The organism is Acinetobacter sp. F9 (genome assembly GCF_019195275.1).
GTDB lineage: Bacteria > Pseudomonadota > Gammaproteobacteria > Pseudomonadales > Moraxellaceae > Acinetobacter > Acinetobacter pseudolwoffii.
Window position 1 is genome coordinate 967,639 of sequence record NZ_CP078068.1, and the last position, 12,704, is coordinate 980,342.

Sequence of the window (12,704 nt, forward strand, 5' to 3'; positions counted from 1 at the left end):
CAAATATTTAGTTTTATCTTATTGTTTTCATTATATTTACAAATAAAATAGCATTATATGCCAAAAGAAATCTAGTGCTTCTTTGGTCTTATTTTTTTTATCATTTTATGCTTTAATACAGCCACTTTTTTTCATATATCATCCGGGCAACATTTTTATTGCTCGGATTGTACTTTGTACATCCTTTTTGTACACATTTGAGATAGGCCTCACCATGACCCAAGTGAACGCACCAGAATTCGTTCGTCACCCTAAGCTTATTGCTTGGGTGGAAGAGATTGCTAAATTAACAAAACCAGCAAAAATTGAATGGTGTGACGGTAGCGCAGAAGAATATCAACGTTATATCGACTTGATGATCGCTAACGGCACAATGCAAGCACTGAATCAAGAAACTCATCCTGGTTCTTATCTTGCGAATTCTGATCCTTCTGACGTTGCTCGTGTTGAAGGTCGTACTTACATTTGCTCTGAAAACAAAGAAGACGCTGGCGCAACCAACAACTGGGAAGCACCTGCTGAAATGCGTGCTCGCCTCAACGGTTTGTTTGACGGTTCTATGAAAGGTCGTACTTTGTACGTTGTGCCTTTCTCTATGGGTCCTTTAGGTTCTCATATTGCACACATCGGTATCGAATTAACAGATTCTCCTTACGTTGCTGTAAGCATGTCTAAAATGGCTCGCATGGGTAAAGCTGTTTATGACGTTCTAGGTACTGATGGCGAATACGTTCCATGTGTACATACTGTGGGCGCTCCGCTAGAACAAGGCGAAAAAGACGTTGCATGGCCTTGCAACCCTGAAAAATACATCGTGCATTATCCAGAAACTCGTGAGATCTGGTCTTACGGTTCTGGTTACGGCGGTAACGCATTGCTTGGTAAAAAATGCCTGGCTTTACGTATTGCATCATTTATGGGTCGTCAACAAGGCTGGTTAGCTGAACACATGCTGATCCTTGGCGTGACCAATCCACAAGGCGAAAAACACTATATCGCAGCGGCATTCCCATCTGCATGTGGTAAAACCAACTTCGCGATGTTGATTCCACCAGCGGGCTACGAAGGCTGGAAAATTGAAACTGTAGGTGACGATATTGCTTGGATCAAACCAGGTGAAGATGGTCGCTTATATGCCATCAACCCTGAAGCTGGTTTCTTCGGTGTAGCGCCGGGTACAAATACCAAGACCAACCCGAACTGTATGGCAACATTAACTAAAGATGTGATCTATACCAACGTTGCTGTAACTGACAACGGCGAAGTATGGTGGGAAGGTCTTTCTAAAGAAGTACCTGCTAACCTGACCAACTGGAAAGGTCAACCTCACACTGGCGAAGAAAAAGCTGCGCATCCAAATGCTCGCTTCACTGTTGCTGCTGGTCAATGCCCTTCGATTGACGCTGACTGGGAAAATCCAGCAGGTGTTCCAATTTCTGCGTTCATCTTCGGTGGTCGCCGCGCGGACACAGTGCCTCTAATTTCAGAAGCATTTGACTGGGTTGATGGTGTTTACAAAGCTGCAACCATGGGCTCTGAAACCACTGCTGCTGCTGTTGGTCAACAAGGTATTGTTCGTCGTGACCCGTTCGCGATGCTTCCTTTCGCTGGCTACAACATGGCGGATTACTTCACGCACTGGTTAGAAATGGGCGAGCAAGTTGCTGAGAAAGCTGAAGCTGCTGGCAACAAACTTCCTGGGATCTATAACGTGAACTGGTTCCGTCGTGACGCTGAAGGCAACTTCGTATGGCCTGGTTTCGGTCAAAACATGCGCGTTCTTGAGTGGATCATTGACCGCTGTGAAGGTCGTGCAACTGCTGTTGACACACCAATTGGCCGCGTTCCAACTTATGAACAGTTGAACTGGACTGGTTCTGACTTTACTAAAGAACAATTTGACCTTGTGACTGCTCAAGATAAAGATCAATGGATCAAAGAACTTGAAAGCCACACTGAATTGTTCGACAAACTTGGTGGTCGTTTGCCAGAAGCGTTAAAACAACGTCAAGCAGAATTAATTGCTGCGGTTAAATCTGCTTAATTGCTGATTTGATTCAAAAAAGGTCGCGTAAGCGGCCTTTTTTATTAAATGGATAAACAATTGATCACAATTGACCAGAGCAGCAGTTGAAGCAAACTATGGCATAATTAGCGCAAGACTTTAGGAAATATAAATATGAAAAGAACAACAGTCATTTTAGCTCTGGCTGCAAGCAGCTTCATGTTGAGTGCGTGTCAGACTGCACCACATCAGTTCAACGGAAAAAGTGGCTATGAAATTCTGGAACGTTCAGGCAATACAGCAACCTTGAGCTATACGCTTTCAGGACGGCCTAATCAGGATGAAAGAAAATTGCAGGCAGCCTGTCAACAGACTTTGGGCGGTTCAAAAACCTATAATATTCAGATTTTAAGCACTAATGAAATTTCTAATCCACTTGCGGAGCAGGAACAATATGGCCGCCAATTAGGTAATAGCCGCACGCAAATCAGCTTAAGCAATACCCCAGATCTATATAATAGCGAGAATCTCGGTGCACGCGAAGCCTTAGACGCCCGCCCAACCACGATGCGTGTCATTCGTTATACTTGTTCTTAATATCCGATATATTCAAAGCAACACAATAAAAAGGGCTTATTGCCCTTTTTATTTTTCAAATTCAAAGTGTTTTATAAAAACTGACATTACGAAATTCTGGTGATTCATCCAGGTCTGGCCAGGTCGTCGCGCTACGTTCATCCAGCTTTATATACTTTGGATGACTAAAATTTTTGACTCGACTGTCTGCTACCCATACTTCAGGTGCGAATTTTAAAAATTCATCCAGGAAGAAACGGTTGCATTGATCATAGAGCACATCTGCGGCTAACAGAATATCTAGCTGCTCTGCCTTATACAGATCATCCAGATATTCAAGCTCGACACTATTCAGCTCTGCATTGGCACGACATGCATCCAGACTGATCTGGTCGATATCACAGCAAATCACCCGTTTTGCGCCTGCCATTTTCGCTGCGATCGCCACTACACCCGAACCCGCACCAAAATCCAGTACCACCTTGTCTTTGACATGCTGTGGTTCAGCCAATAGCCATTGAGCCATAGACAAGCCTGAGGCCCAGCAAAAGATCCAGTATGGTGTATCATTCCAAATGCGACGAATCACCTCATCATCCAGCTTATCTGTTGGGAATACTGGCGGAATCAGCCACAGGGAAATGGGTGTATCCGGCAATTGCTGTGCATGTAGCTCACAGTGTGGAATCACATCATGCAAGGCTTTTAGTAGATGTTCTGGGGCTTGAGGGAGTCGGAAGGTGCAGCTCATTAGATTTCTTTTAATTAGTATTAATGTCTTTGAAGAATCTCCCCTAGCCCCTCTTTAAAAAAGAGGGGGAAACTCCATCCAAAAATAGTGATCAGAGTTCCCTCCTTTGAAAAAGGAGGGTTAGGGAGGATTTGATTAACCTAAAGCTTTTTCAGCAGCTTCAACCGTTTGACGGATTAAAGTGGTAATCGTCATTGGACCTACACCACCCGGAACTGGTGTGTAAGCAGAAGCAATTTCTTCAATGCCAACAAGTTGGATATCACCTACCCCACCGCCATCACGTGGATGGAAACCAGCATCAACAACCACTGCACCTTGTTTGATCCAGTCTTTTTGAATTAATTCTGCTTTACCTACCGCACCGACAATGATATCTGCTTGCTTAACAAAGCTTGCAAGATCTTGAGTACGTGAATGGCAAATGGTTACGGTTGCATTCGCTTCTAGCAGCATCGCAGCCATTGGTTTACCCAAAATTGCAGAACGACCTACAACTACCGCATGTTTACCCGCGATTTCAATGTTGTTCTCTTTCAGAATCGTCATGATCCCGGCAGGCGTCGCTGAACCATAGGCTGCCTCACCCATTGCCATACGACCATAGCCCAGGCAAGTGACACCATCTACGTCTTTTTCAAGCGAGATTGCATCGAAACAGGCACGCTCATCAATTTGCGCAGGAACCGGGTGCTGAAGCAGAATACCGTGCACATCAGGATTGGCATTTAATTTTTCAATTTCAGCCAATAATTCTTCAGTTGTGGTTTCTTTAGGAAGTTCCACTTTGAGTGAATCCATACCAACACGGCGGCAGGCATTGCCTTTCATGCGAACATAAGTTGCAGATGCACCATCGTCACCTACCAAAATCGTCGCAAGAATTGGAGTACGACCTGATTTTGCTTTCAGCGCTTCTACGCGAGTAAACAAGTCAGCTTCAATTTGCTTCGCCAATGCACGACCGTCTAGAACTAATGCCACGGCACTTCTCCCAAGTGTTGATATGAATCAATTTTGCACATTCTACATGAATAATTTAAATATTTTCCGCCAGATGATGTTTTTATGCGCATACAGATGAATACACTATTGTTTTTTTTTCTGAGCTTGCTAATATACGCATCAACAAGACGCGGCGGGGTGGCAGAGTGGTCATGCAGCGGACTGCAACTCCGTGGACGCCGGTTCGATTCCGACCTCCGCCTCCATCTTGTTAAAGCCCGAGTGGTGAAATCGGTAGACACAGGGGATTTAAAATCCCCCGCCCACAAAGCGTGCCAGTTCGAGTCTGGCCTCGGGCACCATTCTTCTACTATAGAAAGATGGTGCAAATAAAGAACCCAGCGAAAGCTGGTTTTTTTATGTCTGTAATTTAGTTAGTCAAAAAATAAGTAAATTAAATTCCCATTTAAAGTGTCATCATTAATCAGGCCCTCCTGCTCTGCTTTCTCAATATCATCCAGCAGAACGTAAATATCCTTGCAAATCCTGTTCCAGTTTCTGCTGAAAATGAATCGGCTCAATAATTTTCACATAGGGCAACCAGTAACGCACCAAAGGCAACAACTGCATTTCGTGACGAATCTGGCAACTGATCACTAACTCTCCAGTCTCGGCTTCCTGCTCGATCTGCTGTTCTGGAAATAAACGGCGCTCTTTAAAAAAGACCGTGACTTCAGGTTGTACCCTGATTAAGACTTGCTGCTTTTGCTGCCCAAACCAGATGCTGTCTTCATCTGCCAGCATTTTCAGTATTTCAGGATCATGCGCAAAGCTCTCCGCCTTAGAAACCAGCTTGAGCTGTTGCACCTGACTTAAGCGATAAGTGCGCAACTTGTCCTGATCTACGCCCACCAGATACCAGATACCATGATGGTGAATCAAGCGATAAGGCTTAATGATTCGCAATTGATCTGAATATTGCAACTCAACCTGCTGACGTTTATAGATTGCGCTTGCAAGCAACTTGAAATGTTCGGCAAACTGTTTGGCATCTTCAAAATAATAGCCTTTTGCCGAAAATACCTGATTTGCCCGCTCATCCAGCAGTTCACGCATAAAAGACATATCCAACGCCGGATACAACTCACTGATCCCCGAAAGCTGGGCAAAAGTCTGGATATCCTGCAATTTAAACCGCCCTAAATAAGAGGGTTCCAGATAATATCGTTTCTGTTCATCTTGAAGTAAGGGTAAGTAAGAGCCTAGACGATCAAAATCACGCTCAATGGTGCGGGTGCTGACCTGAAATTCTGCAGCTAGCTCTGCAGCCCGGAGTTGATATCCGACGTTTAATTTGGTCAAAATTCTGGCTAAACGCTCTGCAAGACGCTCATGTGTTGAAGCTGGGCGCTTCATAAATCCCCACTTAATACATTCTCATGTACTTATTTATCGCTAGATGTTGAATGATTATACTGAATGCCGATCAATGAATAATATTAGGACAAAGTCTAAGATATTTTTTTGCATCAGATCTTGACCCTTTATTCACCCTAAACATACAAGATCTTATTTGGATTTTCTGGATGCTTTCTTGCTTGAATGACGATTTTGTATTGTTAATCTTTCTATATAACGCTCCAGATGCAGCATCGCCCGATACATTTTATGTAACTCTACCCAGCTGATGGTTCCGCGAATAATCATTTTATGAATACGTCGTAATGCTCTTAAACTATGTTTTGAACTATATGCTGTTGAAATAATTTTCATCTTATTTTCCCTCTCACATTCATGTGAATGTTTAACCATTTGGTCGGAATTATCTATACATGCAATTTACGTGTCATAATTGACAGGTTGTGTCGAACAGTTAACATTTTTTAATTTTTATTCAAGATTTTATATATTTATTTGTAATAATATTTTACTTAAAATTAAAAAAAGCCAGTAAAATTACTGGCTTTTTTTGAATCACTTATCTCGTATTAAATAATTTCAACTACAACTTTACCCACATGCTCTCCAGTATCCATTGTGGCATGGGCATCCTGAATCTGATCGAACTTAAACGTTTTATAGATCATCGGGAGACATTCGCCTTTTGCCCACAATGGTACAATCTGCTCTTTCAGGCCTTGTGCAATTTCCGCTTTTTCAGCCGTGCTGCGTGCACGCATGGTCGAACCGGTAATGGTCAGACGTTTCATCATGATTTGACCCAGTTTGACTTCTTTGGCCTTGGCACCACCCAAGAAAGCGATATAGACCAGACGTCCATCACGGCGCAACAAATTCAAATTACGCTCTAAATATGGTGCACCGACCATATCTAAAATGACATCGACACCACCATTGTCAGTGGCTTCATTAATAACTTGCTCAAAGTCCTGAGTTTTATAATTAATAGCCGTGGTTAAATCAGAAATAGCCGCAACTTTTTCATCTGAACCGACAGTTGCAAAAGTTTTGATTCCGAGTGATTTACATAACATTAAAGCAGTCGTACCAATCCCGCTCGTTCCACCATGTACCAGTACAGTTTCCCCTGCTTTGGCCTTACCCATCTGGAACACGTTCGCCCATACAGTAAAGAAAGTTTCAGGAATGGCCGCTGCCTGTACAAAACTTACGCCTTCAGGAATATTCAAGGTCTGGCTTTCAGGTATGACGCAATATTCAGCATAACCGCCACCATTGGTCAAACCACAGACTTGATCACCAACTTTAAACTGACTTACATCACTACCAATCGCAACCACCTCACCTGCCACTTCCAGGCCAGGAACTGGCGTTACCCCTTTCGGCATCGGATATAAGCCTTGACGCTGCAGGATATCTGGACGGTTAATACCAAAGGCATGAACTTTCACCAGAACTTCATCTGCTTTAGGTTCAGGTAAAGTCACCGTTTCATAAGCGAGTTTATCGACACCACCTGGTTCTGTAATAATGACTTGCTGCATGGTTTGTTGCGACATGATTTCTTTCCCTAATCTATGCATTTCATATATCTTGGACTTATTTGAACATAGTTAACATGAGGAATGAAGCTACATCGGACTTATGTATAATCGGGGGACTATTCAGGAAATTGATAATAGGCCAACCATGACCCAAGTGATCGAATATAACGAAAACAATTACAGTGATTTTGAGTGGTTTGAAGGTTTTGCCGTGATTCGCTTTTATGCAGACTGGTGCAAGCCCTGTGTTCAGAATTTTCCGGTCTTTGCCGAACTGGCGACATACTATGCTGAGGTAAATCCTGAAGTTAAATTTGGCAAGATCAATGTGGATCAGTCTCCGATTTTAACCTTGCGCTATAATGCCTATGGTTTGCCTTCTACGCTTATTTTTAGAAATGGAGAAATTATTAAAAGGATTGCAGGCGTGAAAAGTTTAACCGAAATGAAAGCAATTCTGGCCTTAGTCCTCAATGATTCTTATGAATAATTACCCATGTGAAGCCAAATCTAACAAAAATATTTCTTTTAGCTCACTATCTAAATACGGAGCCTTTAATTAACTACGCCCTTTATATTCCTTTACCATTCGATCACTCACATCTTCCGGATAACACAGCGGCGCATATCCGCCTGCACGATTATAAGCACTACGCTTACCACAACGACTACCATTACTTGCAGTATTGTAAGGACACGGACAATTTCCCGGATAATTCTCAATCGACTGCTGGATTATTTTTTGCTTGATTGCTTCAACGCTTTGGCTGCTCTGTTTGGCTTCAGCTCCAAAAGCCACACACAAGCCAGCCAGCAATATTAATTTTTTCATATATTCCCCAAATCTAGGGAGTATTGTATTAATTGACTAGTAAATTGAAAGATCACATTTTGACTAATCGAATGATTTTCATGCAATCAAAATTTAGGCAATAAAAAACCCGCTTTTCAGCGGGTTTCTTCAAATCAGCCCAGTCTTATAGACGAACCAATTCCACAATCTTCTCAGCAAGCTCTTCAACTGCTTCAGCAGTTAAAGTCGTGTCTGTACCTGCAGCATCGGTAATCACAACCACACCTGTTTCACGAACCAGTGCAACCTGCTCCGCATTCAAACCTGCTTTAGCAATAGCAACGATCCCTTGCTGAATCAGCAAGCTTTCTAGCGCCTGAGCATTTTCTAAAGCTTTTGCCGAGACAGTCAGCGCAGCAGGTTTTTGACCCAAACGCGCAGCACGCACTTCAGCAGTCACAGGCTCATCATGTGCAGACCATTCAACTGATTCTTCCACCATACCTGCACCAATCGTCACGTTATTTAAACGATCAATAAAGATAAATGAACCGGTATAACGGCTGTCTTGATAACGATCAAAGACCACGGGCGCATCAAATTCAACAGTCACATTGGCAATCGCATTCAGCTCAAGATTTTCGACCTGAACTTTCTCCAGTGTGTTGACGTTGGTACGGTAATGAATCGCTGTCACTTTTGCAGGAACAGTCTGTGTACCAATCTTAATGTTGTACAGCTTGCCAATCACCAGCGCTTGATCCGCCATCCACACCACAGTCGCTTGAACTGAACGAGAAATATTTGGAACCGCTTGATCGGCACGAATTAATACGTTACCACGTGAAATATCAATTTCATCGTTGAGTGTTAAAGTCACCGCTTGACCTGCAACAGCATGCTCAAGATTGCCATCAAAAGTAACGATTTCTTTTACTGTTGATGATTTACCTGATGGTAAAGCCGTTACGGTATCGCCAACGTTGATATCACCAAGTGCAATCGTGCCGCAGAAACCACGGAAATCGAGGTTTGGACGGTTGACATATTGCACAGGAAAACGAAAATCTGCTTTTGCCGAAGTACGGTTAATTTCTACCGACTCAAGCGTACCCATCAATGTTTCACCGGTGTACCACGGTGTATTGGCGGACTTGTTCACCACGTTATCGCCATTCAATGCAGAAATTGGCGTAAAGATGATGTTCGATGGTTTACGATCACCCAACTGCGCAACGAATGCTGCATATTCTGCCTGAATTTCATTGAAGCGGGCTTCAGAGAAGTCCACCAGGTCCATCTTGTTGATCGCAACAACAATATTTTTAATACCAAGTAAGCTTGCAATAAAGGTATGACGACGGGTTTGAGTTTGCACACCATAACGCGCATCAATCAAGATAATCGCAAGGTCGCAGGTCGATGCACCTGTTGCCATGTTACGGGTGTACTGCTCATGTCCCGGAGTATCGGCAATGATGAACTTACGCTTTTCAGTCGAGAAATAACGATAGGCGACATCAATGGTAATGCCCTGCTCACGTTCTGCCTGCAGACCATCTACCAGAAGTGCCAAGTCAGGTGCATCGCCTGTGGTACCGACTTTTTTCGAGTCACGGGTGACGGCTTGCAATTGATCTTCATAAATCAATTTTGAATCGTAAAGCAGTCGACCAATTAGAGTCGATTTACCATCATCTACGTTACCGCAAGTCAGGAAACGCAACAGGTCTTTATTTTCATGTTGTTTCAAATAGCCCAAAATATCTTGGCTAATCAGTTCTGATTGATGAGACATTGCCCAAAGCTCCACATATTCTTTAGAAATCGGTTTTGAATCCCTCTAAATCTCCCTTTATAAAAGGGAGACTTCCTCCACTTTTAAGCCCCTCTTTCTCAAAGAGGGGTTTGGGGAGATTTTTAGGGGGAGATTAAATTAGAAGTAGCCTTCCTGCTTCTTCTTCTCCATCGAGCCTGCTTCATCATGGTCAATCATACGACCCTGACGCTCAGAGCTGGTTGCCAAGAGCATTTCTTGGATAATTTCCGGCAAGGTATCTGCAGTTGATTCAACTGCACCTGTTAATGGATAACAACCTAAAGTACGGAAACGTACCGATTTCATTTGTGGAACTTCACCTTCTTTTAAAGGCATACGTTCGTCATCAACCATAATAAGTGTACCGCTACGCTCAACCACAGGACGTTCTGCAGCCAGGTAAAGTGGCACAAGTGGAATACTTTCCAAATAGATGTATTGCCAGATATCCAACTCGGTCCAGTTTGATAACGGGAATACACGAATACTTTCACCTTGATTCACTTTACCGTTGTAAAGGTTCCAAAGTTCAGGGCGTTGGTTTTTGGGATCCCAACGATGTTTATCATCACGGAATGAATAGACACGCTCTTTGGCACGAGATTTTTCTTCATCACGGCGCGCACCACCAAAAGCAGCATCAAACTTGTATTTATTTAAGGCTTGTTTTAAACCTTGGGTCTTCATGATGTCAGTATATTTTGAACTACCATGATCGAAAGGATTGATGCCTGCCTCGACTCCTTCTTTGTTTTGATGCACGATCAAATCAAAACCATGTTTTTTTGCCATGTTGTCACGGAAAGCAATCATGTCTTTAAATTTCCAACCCGTGTCTACATGCAGTAGCGGGAATGGAAGTTTGGCTGGATAAAACGCTTTCAGTGCAAGATGCAGCATGACTGCTGAATCTTTACCAATGGAATAAAGCATGACTGGATTTTCAAATTCAGCTGCTACTTCACGGATAATATGAATACTCTCAGCTTCAAGCTGTTTGAGATGAGTAAGTCTTTCCTCATTTAACGACATGGACAACACCAGCTTAGAAAAACGTGTACTTATGACACTTTTGAAAATTTATATTCATTATAGTGATTTACTTATCTTAGCCATTGCTTGTTTTATGATATTGATATATCAAAAGCTCATATAAAAATTCACTAATAACAAATATCAGTTTTTATGAATCAATAATGAACGTCACCACATCTGACTATTTTTGCTGTATTAATTTTTAAAATCACCCATAAAAGTATAGATAAATAATCTAAAGTAGTGGTTTCCAAGATGCTGAAAAATTAATAGAGTAGGCTAAATTCTCCCTTTGATATATTTTGCTTATGGCTTATAGCGCTTTTGATCTCTCCACTCTAAAAACTCGCCTGGAACAAGCAGAGCTTGCAGGTTACATTTATCAGCATCAGCAACACATTTTAGTCTTACAAGAACCTTTCAGTGAAGACGGCAAGCCTTTAAATATCTATTTGCAACATGAATTGACTGCCGACCAGATCGGATTACAGTTTGGTCTGCGTTTGCAAGAAGGTCATTGGGAATTCTTATTGGGTGTGACGTATAGCAACCAGAATGCAGCTTATGAAATCGGTGCGGGTAATCTTAAAGGTGATCAAAAAGCCTTTAACTTACTCTATGCATTTTACAATTACCCTAAAGCATTCTATCTGGTGGCATTGCCTTTAACCAGCAATAGCCAGATGCTGGAGCAGACTTTGGAACAGCAACTTTTCAGTCAGCCAGATTTAAAGTTTCTGGATACTGCGATCAAGGTGAACCCGATGGGTGAACAGATCACATGGATAAAAAACTATATTCTGCAACAGACTCTGGATATGAAAGTCCGGATTCAGACTGCCTTACTCTAAGTCTTTAAGAAAGAAATATAGAGATACTAAGGCACAGTATTTCTATATTTCTCAGAAAAACCAATCCACACAACCTTAAAATTCACACAACATATTGAAAATAATTAATTTTTTAGCAGATCCTAAATAAACTTATAGTTTACTATTAACTTTAATAGTTCAATAATTATTAAATACATAATATATTCAATCCTTGTTTATAAGGTTTTTTGTTATTTTTTTGCATACAAAATTAATAATTACTGCTATCGTTATAGCATCAGAGGCTTCCTTACACTTTTCCTAAAACATAATTATAGAGATAAAAAATGTGGGAACTGTTTACTCATCCGTCAAATATCGTATTTAGTATCAGCCTGAGTCTGATGCTGATGTTTGCTGCACTGGAATGCATATTACTGCTGCTCGGTGGCGGCTCGCAGAATATGTTAGAACAGTTTTTGCCTGAAGACCCCCTGCAACCAGAAATTAATCCAGATCAACATCCCGGCTTTTTCACCAAAGTATTTGACTGGTTATATCTGGGACGTCTGCCTTTATTTATCTGGCTCATCATTTTTCTGACCAGTTATGGCCTGAGTGGCTTATTGATTCAGGGAATATTTGAACGCCTGACCAGCCAGCTCTTCAATGTATGGCTAATTTCCCCAGCCTGTCTGTTTCTGTGTATGCCGATAGTGCGCTGGCTTGCCATGGCTGCCAGCAAGCTTATGCCTCAAGATGAAACTTCTGCCATTTATAGTGACGAGCTTATTGGGCGTACCGCAATCATTATTCTGGGTGATGCCAAAGTCAACTCTCCTGCACAAGCCAAAGTCCGGGATCAGCATGGCCAGACCCATTATGTTTTAGTCGAACCAGAAACCAATCAAATTTTAAATCAAGGTCAGAATGTCGTACTGACCCATAAAACCAAAAATGGCTTTCAAGCCACTGCACTCTAATTTTATTCAGCCAGAACCA

General features: G+C 42.2%; 13 protein-coding genes and 2 tRNA genes. 7 read left to right on the top strand and 8 right to left on the bottom strand.

Going from position 1 to position 12,704, the window contains the following annotated elements; genetic code table 11:
- The first annotated feature begins 214 nt into the window (after positions 1–214).
- Positions 215–2,044: a phosphoenolpyruvate carboxykinase (GTP) gene (locus tag KT990_RS04730; protein WP_005096308.1), complete on the top strand. Its 1,830-nt coding sequence runs from the start codon at positions 215–217 to the stop codon at positions 2,042–2,044.
- Positions 2,045–2,179: 135 nt separating this feature from the next.
- Positions 2,180–2,602, top strand: a complete 423-nt coding sequence (locus KT990_RS04735; protein ID WP_159138049.1) for a hypothetical protein — start codon at positions 2,180–2,182, stop codon at positions 2,600–2,602.
- Positions 2,603–2,663: 61 nt separating this feature from the next.
- Here KT990_RS04735 and KT990_RS04740 read toward each other — a convergent pair whose 3' ends face one another.
- Both KT990_RS04740 and folD read right to left on the bottom strand, forming a co-directional pair.
- A complete protein-coding gene (locus KT990_RS04740) occupies positions 2,664–3,332 on the bottom strand; it encodes a class I SAM-dependent methyltransferase (protein WP_218209241.1) in 669 nt (222 codons plus the stop codon).
- 135 nt (positions 3,333–3,467) lie between these two features.
- Entirely contained in the window at positions 3,468–4,316 is an 849-nt protein-coding gene (gene folD / locus KT990_RS04745) for a bifunctional methylenetetrahydrofolate dehydrogenase/methenyltetrahydrofolate cyclohydrolase FolD (RefSeq protein ID WP_004646309.1), read from the bottom strand.
- 153 nt (positions 4,317–4,469) lie between these two features.
- Here folD and KT990_RS04750 point away from each other — a divergent pair.
- Together KT990_RS04750 and KT990_RS04755 are read left to right on the top strand one after the other, a co-directional pair.
- Positions 4,470–4,543 (top strand) — tRNA-Cys (locus KT990_RS04750).
- Between the two features lie 10 nt (positions 4,544–4,553).
- A tRNA-Leu gene (locus KT990_RS04755) sits at positions 4,554–4,639 on the top strand.
- A gap of 151 nt (positions 4,640–4,790) precedes the next feature.
- Here the strand turns inward: KT990_RS04755 and KT990_RS04760 are convergent.
- From KT990_RS04760 to KT990_RS04770, 3 genes are all read right to left on the bottom strand, one after another.
- Positions 4,791–5,693 carry a helix-turn-helix transcriptional regulator gene (locus KT990_RS04760; RefSeq protein ID WP_071850596.1) on the bottom strand — a complete coding sequence of 301 codons (903 nt, stop codon included), beginning with the start codon at positions 5,691–5,693 and terminating at the stop codon, positions 4,791–4,793.
- Between the two features lie 153 nt (positions 5,694–5,846).
- Positions 5,847–6,050: a hypothetical protein gene (locus KT990_RS04765; protein WP_004646307.1), complete on the bottom strand. Its 204-nt coding sequence runs from the start codon at positions 6,048–6,050 to the stop codon at positions 5,847–5,849.
- A gap of 215 nt (positions 6,051–6,265) precedes the next feature.
- Positions 6,266–7,258, bottom strand: coding sequence for an NAD(P)H-quinone oxidoreductase (locus tag KT990_RS04770; protein WP_218209242.1), 993 nt, complete (start codon positions 7,256–7,258; stop codon positions 6,266–6,268).
- A 130-nt stretch (positions 7,259–7,388) separates the two neighbouring features.
- Between KT990_RS04770 and KT990_RS04775 the strand changes: the two genes are divergently transcribed.
- Positions 7,389–7,733: a thioredoxin family protein gene (locus KT990_RS04775; RefSeq protein ID WP_004646305.1), complete on the top strand. Its 345-nt coding sequence runs from the start codon at positions 7,389–7,391 to the stop codon at positions 7,731–7,733.
- A gap of 69 nt (positions 7,734–7,802) precedes the next feature.
- On the opposite strand, the gene KT990_RS04780 is transcribed toward KT990_RS04775, so the two are convergent.
- The 3 genes from KT990_RS04780 to cysD all read right to left on the bottom strand — a co-directional run bounded on the left by KT990_RS04780 (position 7,803) and on the right by cysD (position 10,887).
- Complete coding sequence (locus tag KT990_RS04780; RefSeq protein WP_004279462.1) at positions 7,803–8,075, bottom strand: hypothetical protein; 273 nt, start codon at positions 8,073–8,075, stop codon at positions 7,803–7,805.
- A gap of 145 nt (positions 8,076–8,220) precedes the next feature.
- Positions 8,221–9,834 carry a sulfate adenylyltransferase subunit CysN gene (gene cysN / locus KT990_RS04785; protein ID WP_218209243.1) on the bottom strand — a complete coding sequence of 538 codons (1,614 nt, stop codon included), beginning with the start codon at positions 9,832–9,834 and terminating at the stop codon, positions 8,221–8,223.
- Between the two features lie 138 nt (positions 9,835–9,972).
- Positions 9,973–10,887: a sulfate adenylyltransferase subunit CysD gene (gene cysD, locus KT990_RS04790; RefSeq protein ID WP_005096294.1), complete on the bottom strand. Its 915-nt coding sequence runs from the start codon at positions 10,885–10,887 to the stop codon at positions 9,973–9,975.
- A 311-nt stretch (positions 10,888–11,198) separates the two neighbouring features.
- Between cysD and KT990_RS04795 the strand changes: the two genes are divergently transcribed.
- Both KT990_RS04795 and KT990_RS04800 read left to right on the top strand, forming a co-directional pair.
- Positions 11,199–11,741, top strand: coding sequence for a hypothetical protein (locus KT990_RS04795; RefSeq protein WP_100357254.1), 543 nt, complete (start codon positions 11,199–11,201; stop codon positions 11,739–11,741).
- A 308-nt stretch (positions 11,742–12,049) separates the two neighbouring features.
- Positions 12,050–12,685, top strand: coding sequence for a YqiJ family protein (locus tag KT990_RS04800; protein ID WP_005096292.1), 636 nt, complete (start codon positions 12,050–12,052; stop codon positions 12,683–12,685).
- Positions 12,686–12,704: the final 19 nt, after the last annotated feature.